The organism is Streptococcus infantis (assembly GCF_047460405.1).
GTDB classification, from domain to species: Bacteria; Bacillota; Bacilli; order Lactobacillales; family Streptococcaceae; genus Streptococcus; species Streptococcus infantis_Q.
This window is the reverse complement of the sequence record NZ_JASHGH010000005.1, coordinates 74,797-92,719: the sequence shown is the minus strand read 5'-3', so window position 1 is coordinate 92,719 and position 17,923 is coordinate 74,797. Positions and strand designations below refer to the sequence as shown.

Here is a 17,923-nt window from a genome sequence, read left to right as displayed (position 1 = left end):
AAATATAACTAAACTTTATAACTATATTATTATTGACAATTAATTTAAGATATAAGATAATTATTTTAGTTATATATGAAAAGGGGAAGCCGTTATGGACTTTTTTAAGTTTGCAGATAATATGGTTAAAGAAGCTAGTAAAGTAATTGATGATGCTAGTAAGACAACCAGTAGTGTACTTAATGAAGCTGGAAAAGCTTTAGATAGCGCTGGGAAAGTTACAGGAGATTTATTATCAGATTCTGTAAAAGTAATAGGAGATGTATCAAATAAGATAGGAAATGTTGTTTCAGACGTTTCAGGTCAAGCTGCTACAGTAGCGAATGATACTGTTCAACAAGTAACAGAGGTGACAACTAGCACAATCAATCAAGCTGGAAAAGTTGCAACTGAAGCAAAATCTCAAATTGATTCAATAGATCTTTTTAATGGTAAACTAAGGTCCGAAGCTGTTGAGAACTATCATGAATCTATTCAAACATATAATGAAAAAGCCACAGATCTAACGAATAAATCGACTGAGCTTTATAAAAGTAGAGACAAGGCGATCAAAGTTGTCAAAATCATTGAAGAAAGAATTAGTAAATTAGCAAATAAACCGAAAGAATTTGAAACAAAATTAGACGAAATAATTGTTGAAATACAGAATTTCGAAGATAAGCAGTTAGCTATTACTCAGGCAATCAAAGAAGCAGAATTAGCCAGCGGTAGTACGGCAGCTACAGCTTCTTTAAGTGCTTTAGGTGTGACAGTCGCAACTTTAGGTCCTACTGCAGCTATGGGAGTTGCAACTACTTTTGGTGTCGCATCAACAGGAACAGCAATTTCTAGCTTGACAGGTGCAGCAGCAAATAGTGCGGCATTAGCTTGGTTAGGTGGAGGAAGTCTAGCAGCAGGAGGAGGAGGTATGGCTGCTGGCAATGCCTTTTTAGCCATGGCGGGCCCTGTTGGTTGGGGGATTGCTGGCTTAATGTTAACAGCGTCTGTCGGAGCAGGTGTTTTTGCTAATAAAAAAAATGAAGAAGTAGCTAAAGAAGCGCTTGATGAACAAAAGAAAATTGAGTTATTAATTAGACAAACTGATAAATCAATAATAGAAATTAGTGAATTAATTAATTTAATTGAAAAGCAAACTGAGGGGATTTATTTAGCCAACTTATCTTTAACTGGGCTGGACTATAGCTTATTTTCTGAAGAAGAAAAATATCAAGCAGGTGCTTTAGTAAATTCAACCCTCTCACTTACTTCGATGATTAATAAGGAAATTAAAATAAATGATGAATCAGGCTGTTAATAGAGCATTTTATCAAGGGATAGGTGCATATGTCAATTGTTTAAACAACTTGAGAATTCAAGACTTACAAATTGCCATGAAAATGATTGAGGATGAATCTCGACATGTCATTTTAAACAAGGACAATGCCTCTAAAATCTTAAACTATGCTAGAGATAACATTGAAGACGTTATTCTAAAGAATCGTGGAGGTGAATACGGCGGTCACGGTTTTATTGCTGAATTTGCAGAAGCAGGAATTGTGAATGCGAGAAGAGCTTTTGAAGGGTTAAATCCTATTGTAAAAGTATTGAATGATAATGGACCAGCTGATTTGTTAATTGGTAGAAATACTATTCAAATGAAGTTTTATAATAATTTACGTGATGAACTAGCTCAATCATTTCATTACAGTAAAAAAATGAAAATGATGTTTCCAAAAGATCACGTGTTAGTATACGAAAAAATTATGGCTGGCGCCAAAGAAGTTGAATTTAATGGTAAAAAATTGTCTATTAAACAAATTACTGATATACGACAAATGATCAATGATATTACCAAAAGCAAGGGACTTACTTCATATAAATCTTGGATGAAATCATCTGTTCTAAATTATGATGATGCTCAAAGAAATTCAATAAATTCCATTTTAGATTCCGAGGAGAAGAATATTTGTAAAACTGTCAGACTAAAACAACAAGAGTTAAATAGAAAACGGTTAGTAGCACAAAAAAATTCATTACCAAGAATAAAAGAAGCTAACAAGATTGCAAGAAACGCAGCTTTTTTACAAGGTGGTTTAGCATTAATGTCAGCTGTGTATGGGAAATACAAAGAAGGAAAAACAATTTTTGAATTTGAACAATCAGATTGGTTAGACTGTGGACTGGAAACAGTGGAAGGTGCGGTAAAAGGTTGTATATCAGGTTACGCGATTTATGGTCTCACTAATGTTTTTAAAATGAGTGCTCCTAATGCAAGTGCGTTTGTAACAGCAAGTTACGGCATGGTAGATATTATTACTAAACTTAGAACAAATGAGATTACTGAGGATGAATTTATAAATTTTATAACTATCAATACATTGGATACAACATTAGCGACAATTGGTTCATGTGTTGGTCAAACACTTATTCCTGTCCCTGTCTTAGGAGCAGTAGTAGGTTCAATAGCTACTTCAATAATTTGGGAAATAGGCAAAGGGATTTTAAGTGATAGGGAACAGGAATTAATTCAAAATTACAGGGAAAACTTAGATAACCATATCAAAAACTTAGATGATAAATACAAAATTATTTTTAATGATATTATGGATAAATATCATAAACTAGGACGATTACAGGATTACTCTTTTGATTTATCTATCAATACACGTCTTCGTTTTGAGTATTCAATTGAATTAGCTGAGTATATAGGAGTTTCTAATGACGAAATTCTACATGATTTATCCGAAATTGATAGCTACTTTCTGAGTTAGTAGAAAGCTTTCAACTATAGTTAAAACCTATAAAGGCATATAAAAATTTAAAAAGAAGCAAAGAAAGTCTGAAGTATTGTGATATTTACGAACGTTTAGAGAGTTTAAGGATGTTAAAAATCTTGTTTTGTGTTATAATGAATTATCATATAAGAGGTTAGAGGAGTTTTGAATGAAAACAGATATTGAAATCGCACAGAGTATTGAGTTGAAGCCTATTGTTGATGTTGTAGAGAAACTGGGTATTTCTTACGATGATTTGGAGTTGTATGGAAAGTACAAGGCTAAACTTAGCTTTGATAAAATTCGTGAAGTTGAGGCAAATCCGGTTGGTAAGTTGATTCTTGTTACGGCTATCAACCCAACACCTGCTGGTGAAGGAAAATCAACTATCACTATCGGACTTGCTGATGCTTTGAATAAGATTGGTAAGAAAACCATGATTGCTATCCGCGAACCTTCTCTTGGACCTGTCATGGGAATTAAAGGTGGCGCTGCTGGAGGTGGTTATGCCCAAGTTTTACCAATGGAAGACATCAACCTTCATTTTACTGGAGATATGCACGCTATTACAACTGCAAACAATGCTCTCTCTGCTTTGATTGACAATCACTTGCACCAAGGAAATGAGCTAGGAATTGACCAACGTCGTATTCTTTGGAAACGTGTTGTTGACTTAAACGACCGCGCCCTTCGTCATGTAACTGTTGGACTCGGTGGTCCTCTTAATGGTATTCCTCGCGAAGATGGATTTGATATCACTGTTGCTTCAGAAATCATGGCTATCCTTTGCTTGGCAACTGACATTGAAGATTTGAAACGTCGTTTGGCCAATATCGTCATTGGTTACCGTTATGATCGTACACCTGTTTCAGTAGGTGATCTACAGGTTGAAGGTGCCTTGGCATTGATTTTGAAAGACGCTATCAAACCGAACTTGGTTCAAACCATCTATGGAACACCTGCCTTTGTACATGGTGGCCCATTTGCCAATATCGCACACGGATGTAACTCAGTCTTGGCAACGACAACAGCCCTTCACTTGGCTGATTATACAGTTACTGAAGCTGGTTTTGGTGCGGACCTTGGTGCTGAGAAATTCCTTGATATCAAGACACCAAACTTGCCAACATCTCCAGATGCAGTTGTCATTGTCGCAACCCTTCGTGCTCTTAAGATGAATGGTGGTGTGGCTAAAGACGCTCTTACAGAGGAAAATGTGGAGGCGGTTCGTGCAGGTTTTGCTAACTTGAAACGCCACGTTGAAAATATTCGTAAATTCGGTATTCCAGCGGTTGTTGCTATCAATGAATTTGTTTCTGATACAGAAGCTGAAATTGCAGCTTTGAAAGAACTTTGTGCTTCAATCGATGTTCCAGTTGAATTAGCTAGCGTATGGGCTGATGGTGCAGAAGGTGGAGTAGCACTTGCCGAAACAGTTGTTAAGACTATTGCTGAAACTCCAGCTAACTATAAACGTTTGTATGACAATGACCTTTCTGTTCAAGAAAAGATTGAAAAGATTGTTACTGAAATCTACCGTGGTAGCAAAGTGAACTTTGAGAAGAAAGCTCAAACACAAATCGCTCAAATTGTTCAAAACGGTTGGGACAAATTGCCAATCTGTATGGCTAAGACCCAGTATAGCTTCTCAGACAATCCAAATGCACTTGGAGCACCTGAAAACTTTGAAATTACCATTCGTGAATTGGTACCAAAATTAGGTGCAGGATTCATCGTTGCCCTAACTGGCGATGTCATGACCATGCCTGGACTTCCAAAACGACCAGCAGCTCTCAACATGGATGTTGAAAGCGATGGAACAGTTCTTGGATTATTCTAATTGAACAACAAATAGACAAGCTCAAAATCGAGTTTGTCTTTTTATTAACACAAAAAAATCTCCTAGAATGTGACTAGGAGATTTGTATTTTATTTCATTGTTGGGAAGAGCAATACATCACGGATAGTTGTTGTGTCAGTGAGGAGCATGCAGAGACGGTCGATACCGATTCCCAAACCACCTGTTGGTGGCATACCGTATTCAAGGGCTTCGATGTAGTCGTAGTCGATACCTGTCGCTTCATCGTCACCAAGTTCTTTAGCTTTAGCTTGGGATTCAAAACGGCTAAGTTGGTCGATTGGATCGTTGAGCTCAGTAAAGGCATTACCGTACTCCTTAGTCATGATGAAGAGTTCGAAACGGTCAGTAAAGCGTTCGTCTTCAGGATTCTTCTTAGCCAGTGGAGATACAGCTACTGGATGTCCATAGACAAAGGTTGGTTGGATCAAGGTTTCTTCAACAAACTCTTCAAAGAAGGCATTGATAATGTGACCAACTTCAGTGTAGTGTTTCTCAACTGGAACTTTCTTCTCAGCAGCGATAGCTTTGGCTTCTTCCAAAGTCATTTCTTGCCAGAAATCGACACCAGTAATTTCCTTGATAGCATCAACCATGTGAACACGTTTAAATGGTTCATTGATTTTGATTTCAGTTCCTTGGTAGTTGACTGGACCATCGCCTTTAACTGATTTAGCAGCATGTTGGATAATGCCTTCCGTCAAGTCCATGATGTCTTGGAAGTCTGCATAAGCTTGGTAAACTTCGATAGAAGTGAACTCAGGGTTATGAGTAGCATCCATTCCTTCGTTACGGAAGATACGGCCAATCTCATAAACGCGTTCCATACCACCGACGATAAGACGTTTTAAGTGAAGCTCGGTCGCGATACGAAGCACCATATCAATATTTTGAGCATTGTGGTGAGTGATAAATGGACGCGCAGATGCTCCACCAGCCTCATTGTGAAGTACAGGTGTTTCTACTTCAAGGAAACCTTGAGCATCGAGGTAGCGACGGATTTCAGAAATGATTTTTGAACGTGTGACGAAGCGGTCAAAGCTTTCACGATTAGAAATCAAATCGAGGTAGCGTTTACGGTAGATTGTTTCAACGTCTGAAAGTCCGTGGAATTTCTCTGGAAGGGGACGAAGGGCTTTAGATAAGTGTGTAATGTGAGTCGCCTTGATAGAGAGTTCTCCCATATCAGTACGCATCACTTCCCCTTCGACACCAAGGAAGTCTCCCAAGTCAGCCTTTTTAAAGATTTCGTAGTTTTCTTCACCAACAGCGTCTTTACGAACGTAGATTTGAATTTGTCCTTCGCGGTCTTGAAGGTGGGCAAATCCAACTTTACCCTTACCACGTTTTGTTACTAAACGTCCAGCGATAGTAGCAGTCTCGTTTAATTCGTGTAATTGTTCTTTATCAAGGTCAGCATATTTATCTTTTAATTCTTGTGAGTTAGCAGTGCGTTCAAATCGTTTACCGAATGGATCGATTCCTTGTTCGCGGAGCGCAGCCATTTTTTCACGGCGAACGATCTGCTGGTCATTCAATTCTTCCATATGTTCTGTTGACATGGGTTCCTCCTAGTTTTTACTCAATTCTTGATACGATGAGTCTTTTTTGCGATACTCCCATTTTATCATAAAAGTCAAATAAATTCACGGATATTCTACAAAATCTAAAAAGAACTTAACAGTGATTGTTAAGTTCAGTTCTAATTTTGATAAGAAGTGTCGTTCCAGACTAAGAGGTTAAAGTTTTTAAAGTCTTTGGTTTCGAGAATTGTAACACTGGCATTTGCGAGACCGCCATCTTTTCTAAGTAGTGGAGTATCATAGCCTAAAAGAGTTTGAATACTGGCTGTGAGATTGGCCCCGTGACCAACAATCATAACATGTTCAAAAGGTTTGGACTCTAATGATTTGATAAATTGAATGGTACGCTGAGTTGTTTGATAGACAGACTCTGCACCAAACATAGTCGAATCAAACTTCGCTAGATTGGTGCGAAAAGCTTTTAATTGCTCGGGATAGATGGCTTCTAAGGTTGCAAATTTTGCACCTTCAAGTTTTCCAAGTTGCCATTCTCTTAGTGAGGGTATCTCTTCTAATGGACAGCTATTTTTCAGTTGACTTTGGATAATTTGAGCGGAAGTTTTAGCACGAGGAAGATCACTAGAATAAATCACATCAAATGGAGTTTCCTGGAGATACTGCCCTAGTTTTTTTAAGGACTCAATGGATTCATCTAAGAGTGGAGAATCCCCACTCGCTCCTTGAAAACGTCCCTCGAGATTCCAAAGTGTTTTACCGTGACGAATAAAATAGAATTTCATGCGTTACTTGCCTCCAAGATATCTGCAAATTCAGCTTTAACAAAGGATGCTAGATCTTGAGGATTGATAATGATACTATGACCAACCTCCCCTGCGGAAACAATCATTTCATTCAGTTGAAGAGCAGTTTGGTCGATAAAGATAGGATAGTTATGTTTTTGACGGATTCCAACTGGATTATTGGCACCGTGGATATAGCCTGTTGTTTTTTCTAGGTCTTTTTGTGGAATCATGCTGACTTTCTTATTACCAGAAATCTTAGCAAGTTTCTTTTCAGAAAGATGTTCAGTGATAGGCACGATTCCAATAATTGGTCCAGTTTTATCTCCCAGAAGTGCTAGAGTCTTAAAAATCTGACTCTTTTCATAACCTTGAGGCATCTCACCTTCCAGGGCATTAATTTGAATACCTGTATGGTTTATTCCTGCCTTGGTTAAAATTTGTTGGACCAAGGTTTTCTTGACTTTTACTTTTTTTGCCATTATTTATACTTATCCTCCAATTGACTCATCCAAATACCTAACCAAATACCTAGAGCGAAGAAAAAGGCAATGATGACATAAGACACAAGAGATAATCCACTGTAGCTGATGCTTTCAGCATTACCAGCATTTGGAATGAGGATTAAGATTGTGCTTGAAAGAACAATTCCGATGATAAAGTGGTAGACACGAGATTGATAGACTCGGAGAGCGTAGTCCATAAATTTTGAAAAAATTATAAGAGTAGCAGCAGCTCCAATTCCTATTGGAAGGAAGGTACCAAATAAATCAAAAGTCTTAAACCCTGTTAACATAGGGCCATAAAGGCCAAGAATCAAGAGAAGATTGGAAGGACTAAGCCCTGGAACCAAAATACCAAGCGCCAACAAACAACCAGCCAGTGTAAAGTTAAGGAAGCTTGCAGATAGAGAACCAACTACAAAATTCAAGGCATAGAGGGCGATACCTGAGATGATGAAGGTTGCCCAAAACCATATGTGGTCAACCTTATCTCTATCAGAGTCACGAGTTGATTCTTTGACAAGACTTGGGATGGTACCAATGATAGCTCCAGCAAAACTCCACAATACATACACTTGATAATTCTCTAAAAGATACTCGATTGGATAGGAGAAAAGTCCGATACCTAGAAGCATCCCAATACCGACAGGAAGGAAAAAGAGTACATCTTCTTTTAAATTCTTAAAAGGATGGGCAAGAAAACGAATCATTCTTTCATAAATTCCCAAGATAGCGGCAAGAACGCCACCAGAAATCCCTGGTAGAATGAAACCTAGGGCAATAACAATTCCCTTAATAATTTTTGATAGCCATGATAACATAGAGTTCCTCCGAGATTCATATTCTATAAAGATAAAACAGTGATTTAATACTGAAAAATAAAGAAAAGCAAGCAGAAAGCAATGTCTGACTTGCTTATGGTGATAGTGATTAAGGATTTAAAAATAATTTTCTAAAGGTTTCTTCCTTGTTCTTTGATGAAGAAATAAGGTTCAAATCCAGATGATTTTCAAAGCCTCCAAGGCTTCCATGAGAGGTGTATTGGTGAAGTTCATAGTTAAGATCTGTTTTTGGAGCACTCTCGTAGTAACCCGAGTTGGTTCCATAGGACGGTATCCAGATTGCTGAGAAATTTTCCGTACTGATACTATGCTCCTCCATAAAGTAGACACCAACATAGATACCGATATTTTTAGCTCCCAATGAAGCTAATTTAGCACGAAAGGCCTCAACACCCTTGTTCATGTCAGACATAGTCTTGTCTTCAACATCCAACCAATAGTAGCTAGGATTATAGGGAGAAGCAGCATTATAAAAAACTTCGGCAGCTTTTTCCATTTCTTCGACATTTTTACCAGCTACATAGGCATAAACAGCGACTGGAATATTCCGTTTTTGAAATTCTGTGATGTGTTCTTTATAAGCCTTATCAACCCCATTTTTAAATGAAGCATCGTTTTCAACAGAAGCTTGAGCTCCACTATGAACCCGAACGATTGCACCTGAAATATTTTGAGCTAAGGTGTCATAATTGATCTCTGATGGTCTTTGCCAGCCAGAAACATCAATAATCGGCTTGTTGATATTATGTAAAGCTTGAGTTTCTACTTGAACTGGATTTTGCTTTGTTTTGACTGGATGGTCTTCAAACTTGGGTCTATTGATGATTAAAATACCCACAAGAGTAGCTAATACAGTAAAAATAAAAACAGGATTTATTTTCTTTCTCATACTTTTATAGTGTATCGTAAATGGTGAAAAAAATCAAAAAAAAATACTCGAAATCATCTAGAGAATGCGATGTTTTAAAGCATTTGCCCTCTTTTGTGTTTGAAAGAGCAAAAATATGATATAATTAAAAGGAATTTCTATAGAAAAGAGAAAAATATGGCAAATTATGCAGTTATTTTAGCAGCGGGTAAAGGTACTCGTATGAAGTCAGATCTACCAAAAGTCATGCACAAGGTTGCAGGAATTTCAATGCTGGAGCATGTTTTTCGTAGTGTAGGGGCAATCAATCCTGAAAAAACAGTAACGGTTGTTGGTCATAAGGCAGAGCTAGTTGAACAAGTTTTAGCTGGTCAAACTGATTTTGTAAGACAGTCTGAGCAATTAGGAACTGGTCATGCGGTTATGATGGCTGAGCCAATTCTTGAAGGACTTTCTGGACAAACATTGGTTATTGCTGGTGATACACCACTCATTACTGGTGAAAGTCTAAAGAACTTGATTGATTTCCACGTTAATCACAAGAACGTAGCTACAATTCTTACTGCAGAAGCTGAAGATCCATTTGGTTATGGACGTATTGTTCGTAATGAGAATGCTGAAGTGCTTCGTATCGTGGAGCAGAAGGATGCGACTGATTTTGAAAAACAAATCAAGGAAATCAATACAGGAACCTATGTATTTGATAATGCTCGTCTTTTTGAAGCTCTTAAAAATATCAATACCAACAACGCCCAAGGTGAATACTACATCACTGATGTCATCGGCATTTTCCGTGAAGCAGGGGAAAAAGTTGGTGCTTATACTCTAAAAGACTTTGATGAAAGTCTCGGAGTTAATGACCGTGTTGCCCTTGCGACAGCTGAAGGCATTATGCGTCGCCGTATTAACCAAGCGCATATGATCAATGGAGTTAGTTTTGTGAATCCTGAAGCTACTTACATTGACATTGATGTTGAGATCGCTCCAGAAGTTCAAATAGAAGCAAATGTAACCCTCAAAGGTTCTAGTAAGATTGGTGCAGGAACTGTTTTGACCAACGGAACTTATATCGTTGATAGTAGTATCGGAGCAGGAGCAGTGATTACCAATTCAATGATTGAGGAAAGCTCAGTTGCTGATGGTGTTACAGTTGGTCCTTATGCTCATATCCGTCCAGGATCAAGCCTTGCAAAAGATGTGCACATTGGAAACTTTGTTGAAGTCAAAGGATCTAGCATTGGGGAGAATACTAAGGCAGGTCATTTGACTTATATTGGTAACTGTGAAGTTGGTAGTGATGTCAACTTTGGTGCTGGAACAATCACTGTAAATTACGATGGTCAACACAAGTTTAAAACAACCATTGGTAACAATGTTTTCGTTGGTTCAAATTCAACTATCATTGCTCCAGTAGAGCTTGGAAATAATTCTCTTGTTGGAGCAGGTTCAACCATTACTAAAGATGTCCCAGCTGATGCCATTGCTATTGGACGAGGTCGTCAAGTCAATAAGGATGAATATGCAACTCGCCTCCCTCATCATCCTAATAATAAATAGGAGCTAACGATGGAATTCGAAGAAAAGACTATAAGTCGTAAAGAAATCTATAAAGGACCGATCTTCCAATTGGTTCAAGACCAGGTTGAACTACCTTCTGGCAAAGGTAGAGCGCAACGTGATTTGATTTTCCACAATGGAGCAGTTTGTGTCCTTGCAGTCACTCCAGAAAATAAGATTGTCCTTGTTAAACAATATCGCAAGGCGATTGAAAAAGTCTCATATGAAATTCCAGCAGGTAAGCTTGAAATTGGGGAGAATGCAGATCCAGAAGCTGCAGCCCTTCGTGAATTAGAAGAAGAAGCGGCCTATACTGGTAAATTAAGCCTTCTTTATGATTTTTACTCAGCGATTGGATTTTGTAACGAGCGCTTAAAACTTTACTTGGCAATCGATTTGACAAAAGTTGAAAATCCTCGTCCTCAGGATGAAGATGAGACTTTGGAGTTGCTTGAAGTCAGTCTTGACCAAGCTAAAGCACTGATCCAGTCAGGAGATATCTGTGATGCTAAGACCATCATGGCTATCCAGTACTGGGAATTACAAAAAAATAGTGGAGGAACCCATGGGTAAACCTTTATTAACAGATGAAATGATTGAACGTGCCAATCGAGGAGAGGACATCTCAGGTCCTCCCTTGCTAGATGATGAGGAAACTAAGATTTTACCGACTTCTTCTCAAAATTTTGGCTATTCACGAAGCAGAGATCATGGTTTTAGTCAGGATACACTGACTATCGAAGTTGAACCCTCTATTCACAAAAGTCGTCGGATTGAAAATACTAAGAGAAATGTCTTTAATTCTAAATTGAATAAGATTCTATTTGCAGTTATTCTTCTCTTGATTTTGTTAATTTTAGCAATGAGATTTTTTTAAGGGGTCTATCATGAAAATTGGAATTATAGCAGCTATGCCAGAAGAGCTAGTTTACTTGATTCAACACTTGGACGATGCCAGCGAAGAAAAGGTTCTGGGAAATAGCTATCACACAGGAAAAGTTGGTTCTGTCGAGCTTGTACTTGTAGAGAGTGGAATCGGAAAAGTCATGTCTGCTATGAGTGTCGCTATCTTAGCAGATCACTTTCAGGTGGATGCAGTGATTAATACTGGATCTGCTGGTGCAGTGGCAAATGGGATTGCAGTAGGCGATGTAGTGATTGCAGACAAGCTTACCTATCACGATGTTGATGTGACTGCCTTTGGCTATGATTACGGTCAAATGGCTCAACAGCCTCTCTATTTTGAATCAGACAAAAAGTTTATCAATTTGATTCAAGAGAGTTTGTCTAAACTGGACCAAACTTGGCATTTAGGTTTGATTGCGACAGGAGACAGTTTTGTTGCTGGAGAAGATAAAATCAAAGCGATAAAAGAGCATTTCCCTCAAGTTCTTGCTGTAGAGATGGAAGGGGCAGCTATTGCTCAAGCAGCTCAGGCTTTGAACCTTCCTTTCTTAGTCGTTCGTGCCATGAGTGACAATGCCAACCATGAAGCATCCGTTTCCTTTGATGAATTTATCGTAGAAGCAGGACGTCGTTCTGCCCAAGCCCTAATGACGCTTTTGCAGTCTATAAAGGACTAATAGAAGAATTACTGAGAGTGGGACAGAAATCGGTAATTCGTTAGAATTCGATTTCGTCGTCCCACCTCCGCACAGTTGAGTAGGGCTGTAAAAGCTGATGAAATCAGCGTAGTAGAGCCCACTCAACCACTGCGCCTTGCTCGACAATCAAAAGAGAATTGAGAGGCTAGGACTTTTGTCCCAGCCTTTTCTTGTCTTGCCAACTTAAATAATCAGAAGGCTCCTAAGAAAAGTTATTTTCAAACTTTTTTGATATAATAGAAGCATTGACTTGAAGAATAAGGAAAAGAAAATGAACGAATTATTAAAGGGAATGAATGACCGTCAAGTCGAGGCCGTTCAAACCACAGAAGGACCTTTGCTGATCATGGCGGGGGCGGGATCTGGTAAGACTCGTGTTTTAACCCACCGTATTGCCTACTTAATTGATGAAAAGATGGTCAACCCATGGAATATCTTGGCCATTACCTTTACCAATAAAGCTGCCCGTGAAATGAAGGAGCGTGCTTATAACCTCAACCCAGCTACTCAGGATTGTTTGATCGCGACCTTCCACTCTATGTGCGTGCGTATCCTACGTCGCGATGCGGATCATATTGGCTATAATCGCAATTTCACGATTGTAGATCCAGGAGAGCAGCGAACGCTCATGAAACGCATCCTCAAGCAGTTAAACTTGGATCCTAAAAAATGGAATGAACGGACTATTTTGGGAACCATTTCCAATGCTAAGAATGATCTGATTGACGATGTTGCTTATGCTGCCCAGGCAGGAGATATGTACACGCAAATTGTAGCAAAGTGTTATACAGCCTATCAAAAAGAACTTCGTCAGTCAGAGTCGGTGGACTTTGATGATTTGATTATGTTTACTCTGCGTCTCTTTGACCAAAATCCCGATGTCTTGACATACTACCAGCAAAAGTTCCAGTACATTCATGTTGATGAGTATCAAGATACCAACCATGCTCAGTATCAACTCGTTAAACTCTTGGCTTCTCGTTTCCAAAATATCTGCGTAGTTGGGGATGCTGACCAGTCTATCTACGGTTGGCGTGGTGCTGATATGCAGAATATCTTGGATTTTGAGAAGGACTATCCTCAAGCCAAGGTTGTTTTGTTGGAGGAAAATTACCGTTCGACCAAGACCATCCTCCAAGCTGCTAATGATGTTATCAAAAACAATAAAAATCGCCGTCCTAAGAATCTCTGGACTCAAAATGCGGATGGAGAACAAATTGTCTACTATCGTGCTAATGATGAACAAGACGAGGCTGTCTTTGTCGCCAAAACCATTGATGAACTTGGTCGAAGCCAAAACTTCCTTCACAAGGACTTTGCAGTTCTTTACCGTACCAATGCCCAGTCTCGTACCATTGAAGAAGCTCTGCTCAAGTCCAATATTCCTTATACCATGGTCGGTGGAACAAAATTCTACAGCCGTAAGGAAATCCGTGATATTATCGCCTATCTGAATCTCATCGCCAATTTGAGTGATAATATCAGTTTTGAGCGGATTATTAATGAACCAAAGCGTGGCATTGGACCAGGAACAGTAGAGAAAATCCGTGACTTTGCCAACCTACAAAATATGTCTATGCTAGATGCTTCAGCTAACATCATGTTATCAGGGATTAAAGGTAAGGCAGCCCAGTCAATCTGGGATTTTGCCAATATGATTCTTGATTTGCGGGAGCAACTGGATCAATTAAGCATTACTGAGTTAGTGGAAGCAGTCTTGGAAAAAACAGGCTACGTGGATATTCTCAATGCTCAAGCAACCTTAGAAAGTAAGGCTCGTGTTGAAAATATCGAAGAGTTCCTTTCTGTTACCAAGAACTTTGATGATAATCCAGATAATCAGGAAGAAGAAACTGGCTTGGATAAGCTCAGTCGCTTCTTGAACGATTTGGCCTTGATTGCAGATACAGACTCTGGCAGTCAGGAAACATCAGAAGTAACCTTGATGACGCTCCATGCGGCAAAGGGACTCGAGTTTCCAGTTGTATTCTTGATTGGGATGGAAGAAAATGTCTTTCCACTTAGTCGTGCAGCAGAAGACATGGATGAACTAGAAGAGGAACGCCGTCTAGCCTATGTCGGTATCACGCGCGCAGAGAAAATCCTTTATCTAACCAATGCTAACTCACGCTTGCTATTTGGTCGAACGAACTATAATCGTCCAACACGCTTTATCAATGAGATTAGTTCAGATTTGTTAACTTATCAAGGTTTGGCGCGTCCAGCTAATAGCAGCTTCAAAGCATCCTATAGTAGTGGAAGTGTCGCCTTTGGTCAAGGCATGAGTCTAGCTCAAGCTCTACAAGATCGTAAACGCAACGCAGCACCAAGATCAATTGAATCAAAAGGACTACCTTTTGGACAGTTTTCAGCCGGTTCTAAATCGGCTTCTGGTGAAACCAACTGGTCTATTGGTGATATTGTCCTTCATAAGAAATGGGGTGAAGGAACTGTTCTAGAAGTTTCAGGAAGTGGATCTACTCAGGAATTGAAAATCAATTTCCCAGAAGTCGGCCTCAAAAAACTCCTAGCCAGTGTAGCACCGATTGAGAAGAAGTAAGTTTTCTAAATGAATAAGATTGAGGTTGGGACAAAAGATCCCGACCTCACTTTTTATTAGCAATCAAACTTTGACGCGGTAGCTGATTGAACTTTTTGTTCGTCTTTTAGACTCCAAAAAGCTCCTAATCATCCTCGCGGGGCTGGGACTACGAAATCGAGACTTTGTCTATCGATTTCTGTCCCACCGCCATTTTTATGAATACTCTTATCACAATCTTGTGATAATTTACATTTTCATAACAAAAAGTTTTTTGCTTACACGATTAAAACAAATAGTGTATAATTGAAAATTTTTGAAAGGAGAAGAAAATGACTGAAAAACAAATGAAAACTTTAGGTTGGATTGCAACCTTTATGTCTGTAATGATGTATATCTCATATATTCCTCAAATTATGAACAACCTTGCGGGTCAAAAAGGAAACTTTATCCAACCAGCAGTAGCTGCAATTAACTGCAGTCTTTGGGTATACTACGGACTCTTTAAAAAAGAACGTGATATTCCTTTGGCAGCAGCCAATGCACCAGGCATCGTTTTTGGGATTATTACCGCATTGACAGCTTTATTCTAAAACATAAAGTAAACTCTTCTTCGTATCTAGTTATGAAGGAGAGTTTTTCTTTATCCGAAATTCCTAAAAAAACATGATATAATACTATTAGAAAGGTTGGTGTTTATGGCTAGAATACTTATCGTTGAAGATAATAATGAGATTCAAGAAATTTTGAGAACTCTTCTTTCTGAGGAGCATGAGGTGATTCAGGCTTTTTCTGGTACTGAAGGAATGATACGATTTGAACAAGGTGACATTGATCTAATCTTGTTAGATATTATGCTTCCAGGAAAAAATGGCGATCAGGTTTTAAAAGCCATTAGACAAGATAGTTCAGTTCCTGTCATCATGCTAACTGCCCTAAGCGATAAAAAGCTCATCAGTCAATATCTCTTAGATGGCGCTAATGATTATATCGTAAAGCCTTTTGATTTGGATGAAGTTTTTGCCAGGGTTACGGTTCAATTACGTCAAAATAGTGACAAGCAAGCAGCTGAAATCGAAAATCCTGACAAATTGATTCAACAGTTAAAAAATATTCAATTTGATGCAGATAGTTTTGAAATCAAAAATAGCCAGGAAACTATTCGCCTAGCTAAGAAAGAGTGCTTGATTCTTCAAACCTTACTGGGACATCCTAAGAAAATTTTCACGAAAGAAGAACTCTATGAATTGGTCTGGGAGGATACTTATTTACCAGGCGACAATACTCTCAACACTCATTTAAGTAATCTCCGTAAAAAATTAGGCCAACTGGATCCAGAGCAAGAGTATATTGAAACTATCTGGGGAGTTGGTGTTCGGTTAAAAGGAGATGAGCAATGATCTACATTTTACTATCTTTGCTAGTGCTGGTCATTATCCTATTGACGATATGGTTGATTCGCTATCATCTAGCACTCGTTAACTTGAGCCAACAGATTGAAGATAAGATTCTGACTGGAAGTATGAAGAGAATCGGAGTGTCAACTTTCTCCAAGGATTTTTTACATCTTTACCAGCAAATCAATCATCTCTTTCAAGAAGTTGAGCAGTCACGCTTGATTATGAAACGTGAAAAGCAGACTTTGGACATGGCTATTAGCAATATTGCACATGATATTCGGACGCCTTTAACGATTGCGTCGGGTTATACTCAGCAATTGCTTAAAACAGAAAATCCTGAGTCTGAGAGTTTGAAAAAAATTTCCCACCATCTCAATCAAGTTTCAAAACGTCTAGAGGCTCTTTTGGACTATCGTCGGTTAATGGAAGGAGCAGTTAAACCTGACTTATCTGAGTTAGAAGTCTCGACATTTATGACGCAAAAATTACTAACCTATTATGATTCTTTTCAAACGGCAAAGATTGACCTTGATTTGCAAGTAGAATCTGGTTTGTATTTACTGACAGATTCGGATTTATTAGACCGTATGTTGCAAAATCTCATTGGCAATGTTTTAAAACATGGGAAGGATGAAGCGAGATTTTCTTTGAAGGAAGTGGATAATCACATTTGTTTGGAAATTTCAAATCTGGTCAAACAACCCATTCGCAAAATTGAAAATCTCAGTCAGCGATTTTACTCTGAAAATCTCTCAGATACAGAAGAATCCTCTGGTTTAGGTCTTTATATTACTGAAGAACTTTCCCATCTCCTTGGAGCAGAACTACAACTAAGTACAGATGGTGCTTGGTTTACAGTTAAGATTCTCTTTTAAAACAAAAAACCTCCTCTTTTTGAATAGAGGAGGTCATTTTTATAAGCTTTTCTTCTTGAATACAGCAAGTCCACTGATGGTAAAGAATAGAATAACAGTCACTGTAACGATAATGGTGTATAGAACAGCTTGACTATAGGCAGTCATGGCATAGGCAACATTTAAGGATAAATAGCGTAAAATCTCAATATCTGGGAATATAAGCATCGGCATTGAAAGCAAGATAGAACTGATTAAATAGCCAATGAAAACAGCCAGATAAGAATGAGTCACATAGAGAATGAAGGAAATAATGGAAAGCCAAGCAAGAAGGCAGAGGAATTGAAGACCAATCGTTAGAAGGAGATTGCCAATAAATCCTTCTGGCATGGTTCCTACTCCGTTTAGGATAGTTGCTGGTACGAAAGCAATAACTAGGCTAATAAGAATTTGCATTAGAGCGATACTGGCTAATACAACAGATTTGGCTAGAAAGAATTCTGTACGAGAAACCCCTACTGTCAAACTGTTTTTATAGAGTTTTCCGATAAGGTCAACTCCCAGAACGAGGCAAGCAAGGATAATACAGAGAAAAACGAGGTTTGAACCTTGACTCGATGCGTTAATCAGGGCTTGCACACCATTCCAACCTTGGGTTGGAATTTCTGATTCTGGGGGCGTTGTATTAACTGACATTAGATGTCCTGTAGCCCCAATAGTAGCTCCCATTAACATGAGTGCAAAGAGAACAATCTCTGTAATCCAAAAACCTTTGGAACGGAAAAGACGGTAAAAGTCTGCTTGAATTGTATGAATCATGAT

The 17,923-nt window shown here is 38.6% G+C and carries 17 protein-coding genes; 11 read left to right on the top strand and 6 right to left on the bottom strand.

Going from position 1 to position 17,923, the window contains the following annotated elements; translation table 11 throughout:
• Positions 1-94 precede the first annotated feature (94 nt).
• From QM928_RS03660 to QM928_RS03650, 3 genes are all read left to right on the top strand, one after another.
• Positions 95-1,294 (top strand): hypothetical protein, encoded by a 1,200-nt coding sequence (locus QM928_RS03660; RefSeq protein ID WP_414276057.1) that lies wholly within the window; start codon positions 95-97, stop codon positions 1,292-1,294.
• Positions 1,275-2,750 (top strand): hypothetical protein, encoded by a 1,476-nt coding sequence (locus tag QM928_RS03655; RefSeq protein ID WP_414294484.1) that lies wholly within the window; start codon positions 1,275-1,277, stop codon positions 2,748-2,750. The genes QM928_RS03660 and QM928_RS03655 overlap by 20 nt, the downstream gene beginning before the upstream one ends.
• Before the next feature lie 172 nt (positions 2,751-2,922).
• The gene (locus tag QM928_RS03650; RefSeq protein WP_414294485.1) at positions 2,923-4,593 is read left to right on the top strand and encodes a formate--tetrahydrofolate ligase; all 1,671 of its coding nucleotides are present in this window, start codon (positions 2,923-2,925) and stop codon (positions 4,591-4,593) included.
• Positions 4,594-4,682: 89 nt separating this feature from the next.
• Here QM928_RS03650 and lysS read toward each other — a convergent pair whose 3' ends face one another.
• The 5 genes from lysS to QM928_RS03625 all read right to left on the bottom strand — a co-directional run bounded on the left by lysS (position 4,683) and on the right by QM928_RS03625 (position 9,168).
• A complete protein-coding gene (gene lysS, locus QM928_RS03645; RefSeq protein ID WP_414294486.1) occupies positions 4,683-6,173 on the bottom strand; it encodes a lysine--tRNA ligase in 1,491 nt (496 codons plus the stop codon).
• A 140-nt stretch (positions 6,174-6,313) separates the two neighbouring features.
• Positions 6,314-6,934 (bottom strand): histidine phosphatase family protein, encoded by a 621-nt coding sequence (locus QM928_RS03640; RefSeq protein ID WP_414294487.1) that lies wholly within the window; start codon positions 6,932-6,934, stop codon positions 6,314-6,316.
• Positions 6,931-7,416, bottom strand: a complete 486-nt coding sequence (locus QM928_RS03635) for an aminoacyl-tRNA deacylase (protein ID WP_414294488.1) — start codon at positions 7,414-7,416, stop codon at positions 6,931-6,933. The genes QM928_RS03640 and QM928_RS03635 overlap by 4 nt, the downstream gene beginning before the upstream one ends.
• A complete protein-coding gene (locus QM928_RS03630) occupies positions 7,416-8,258 on the bottom strand; it encodes a DUF368 domain-containing protein (RefSeq protein WP_248034219.1) in 843 nt (280 codons plus the stop codon). Before QM928_RS03630 ends, QM928_RS03635 begins: the two co-directional genes overlap by 1 nt.
• Positions 8,259-8,367: 109 nt before the next feature.
• Positions 8,368-9,168, bottom strand: coding sequence for a glycoside hydrolase family 25 protein (locus tag QM928_RS03625; RefSeq protein WP_281334946.1), 801 nt, complete (start codon positions 9,166-9,168; stop codon positions 8,368-8,370).
• A gap of 156 nt (positions 9,169-9,324) precedes the next feature.
• Here QM928_RS03625 and glmU point away from each other — a divergent pair, with 156 nt between their 5' ends.
• The 8 genes from glmU to QM928_RS03585 all read left to right on the top strand — a co-directional run bounded on the left by glmU (position 9,325) and on the right by QM928_RS03585 (position 17,122).
• Entirely contained in the window at positions 9,325-10,704 is a 1,380-nt protein-coding gene (gene glmU, locus QM928_RS03620; protein ID WP_153225361.1) for a bifunctional UDP-N-acetylglucosamine diphosphorylase/glucosamine-1-phosphate N-acetyltransferase GlmU, read from the top strand.
• A 9-nt stretch (positions 10,705-10,713) separates the two neighbouring features.
• Positions 10,714-11,277, top strand: a complete 564-nt coding sequence (locus QM928_RS03615) for an NUDIX hydrolase (protein ID WP_153225360.1) — start codon at positions 10,714-10,716, stop codon at positions 11,275-11,277.
• The gene (macP, locus tag QM928_RS03610) at positions 11,270-11,581 is read left to right on the top strand and encodes a cell wall synthase accessory phosphoprotein MacP (RefSeq protein ID WP_281334945.1); all 312 of its coding nucleotides are present in this window, start codon (positions 11,270-11,272) and stop codon (positions 11,579-11,581) included. The genes QM928_RS03615 and macP overlap by 8 nt, the downstream gene beginning before the upstream one ends.
• A gap of 10 nt (positions 11,582-11,591) precedes the next feature.
• Positions 11,592-12,287: a 5'-methylthioadenosine/adenosylhomocysteine nucleosidase gene (locus QM928_RS03605; protein ID WP_281334944.1), complete on the top strand. Its 696-nt coding sequence runs from the start codon at positions 11,592-11,594 to the stop codon at positions 12,285-12,287.
• A gap of 292 nt (positions 12,288-12,579) precedes the next feature.
• A complete protein-coding gene (pcrA, locus tag QM928_RS03600) occupies positions 12,580-14,868 on the top strand; it encodes a DNA helicase PcrA (protein WP_414294489.1) in 2,289 nt (762 codons plus the stop codon).
• A gap of 311 nt (positions 14,869-15,179) precedes the next feature.
• Positions 15,180-15,440 (top strand): SemiSWEET family transporter, encoded by a 261-nt coding sequence (locus QM928_RS03595; RefSeq protein WP_006150712.1) that lies wholly within the window; start codon positions 15,180-15,182, stop codon positions 15,438-15,440.
• Positions 15,441-15,545: 105 nt separating this feature from the next.
• A complete protein-coding gene (locus QM928_RS03590) occupies positions 15,546-16,247 on the top strand; it encodes a response regulator transcription factor (protein WP_414294490.1) in 702 nt (233 codons plus the stop codon).
• Positions 16,244-17,122 carry a sensor histidine kinase gene (locus QM928_RS03585; protein ID WP_371607722.1) on the top strand — a complete coding sequence of 293 codons (879 nt, stop codon included), beginning with the start codon at positions 16,244-16,246 and terminating at the stop codon, positions 17,120-17,122. Before QM928_RS03590 ends, QM928_RS03585 begins: the two co-directional genes overlap by 4 nt.
• A gap of 39 nt (positions 17,123-17,161) precedes the next feature.
• Here QM928_RS03585 and QM928_RS03580 read toward each other — a convergent pair whose 3' ends face one another.
• A complete protein-coding gene (locus QM928_RS03580; RefSeq protein ID WP_371607723.1) occupies positions 17,162-17,920 on the bottom strand; it encodes an ABC transporter permease in 759 nt (252 codons plus the stop codon).
• Positions 17,921-17,923 lie beyond the last annotated feature (3 nt).

What these genes read in the sequence shown, in the direction of transcription:
- QM928_RS03660 (WP_414276057.1), top strand. Translation starts at nt 95, where the DNA reads ATGGACTTTTTTAAGTTTGCAGATAATATGGTTAAAGAAGCTAGTAAA.
- QM928_RS03655 (WP_414294484.1), top strand. Translation starts at nt 1,275, where the DNA reads ATGATGAATCAGGCTGTTAATAGAGCATTTTATCAAGGGATAGGTGCA.
- QM928_RS03650 (WP_414294485.1), top strand. Translation starts at nt 2,923, where the DNA reads ATGAAAACAGATATTGAAATCGCACAGAGTATTGAGTTGAAGCCTATT.
- lysS (WP_414294486.1), bottom strand. Translation starts at nt 6,173, where the DNA reads ATGTCAACAGAACATATGGAAGAATTGAATGACCAGCAGATCGTTCGC.
- QM928_RS03640 (WP_414294487.1), bottom strand. Translation starts at nt 6,934, where the DNA reads ATGAAATTCTATTTTATTCGTCACGGTAAAACACTTTGGAATCTCGAG.
- QM928_RS03635 (WP_414294488.1), bottom strand. Translation starts at nt 7,416, where the DNA reads ATGGCAAAAAAAGTAAAAGTCAAGAAAACCTTGGTCCAACAAATTTTA.
- QM928_RS03630 (WP_248034219.1), bottom strand. Translation starts at nt 8,258, where the DNA reads ATGTTATCATGGCTATCAAAAATTATTAAGGGAATTGTTATTGCCCTA.
- QM928_RS03625 (WP_281334946.1), bottom strand. Translation starts at nt 9,168, where the DNA reads ATGAGAAAGAAAATAAATCCTGTTTTTATTTTTACTGTATTAGCTACT.
- glmU (WP_153225361.1), top strand. Translation starts at nt 9,325, where the DNA reads ATGGCAAATTATGCAGTTATTTTAGCAGCGGGTAAAGGTACTCGTATG.
- QM928_RS03615 (WP_153225360.1), top strand. Translation starts at nt 10,714, where the DNA reads ATGGAATTCGAAGAAAAGACTATAAGTCGTAAAGAAATCTATAAAGGA.
- macP (WP_281334945.1), top strand. Translation starts at nt 11,270, where the DNA reads ATGGGTAAACCTTTATTAACAGATGAAATGATTGAACGTGCCAATCGA.
- QM928_RS03605 (WP_281334944.1), top strand. Translation starts at nt 11,592, where the DNA reads ATGAAAATTGGAATTATAGCAGCTATGCCAGAAGAGCTAGTTTACTTG.
- pcrA (WP_414294489.1), top strand. Translation starts at nt 12,580, where the DNA reads ATGAACGAATTATTAAAGGGAATGAATGACCGTCAAGTCGAGGCCGTT.
- QM928_RS03595 (WP_006150712.1), top strand. Translation starts at nt 15,180, where the DNA reads ATGACTGAAAAACAAATGAAAACTTTAGGTTGGATTGCAACCTTTATG.
- QM928_RS03590 (WP_414294490.1), top strand. Translation starts at nt 15,546, where the DNA reads ATGGCTAGAATACTTATCGTTGAAGATAATAATGAGATTCAAGAAATT.
- QM928_RS03585 (WP_371607722.1), top strand. Translation starts at nt 16,244, where the DNA reads ATGATCTACATTTTACTATCTTTGCTAGTGCTGGTCATTATCCTATTG.
- QM928_RS03580 (WP_371607723.1), bottom strand. Translation starts at nt 17,920, where the DNA reads ATGATTCATACAATTCAAGCAGACTTTTACCGTCTTTTCCGTTCCAAA.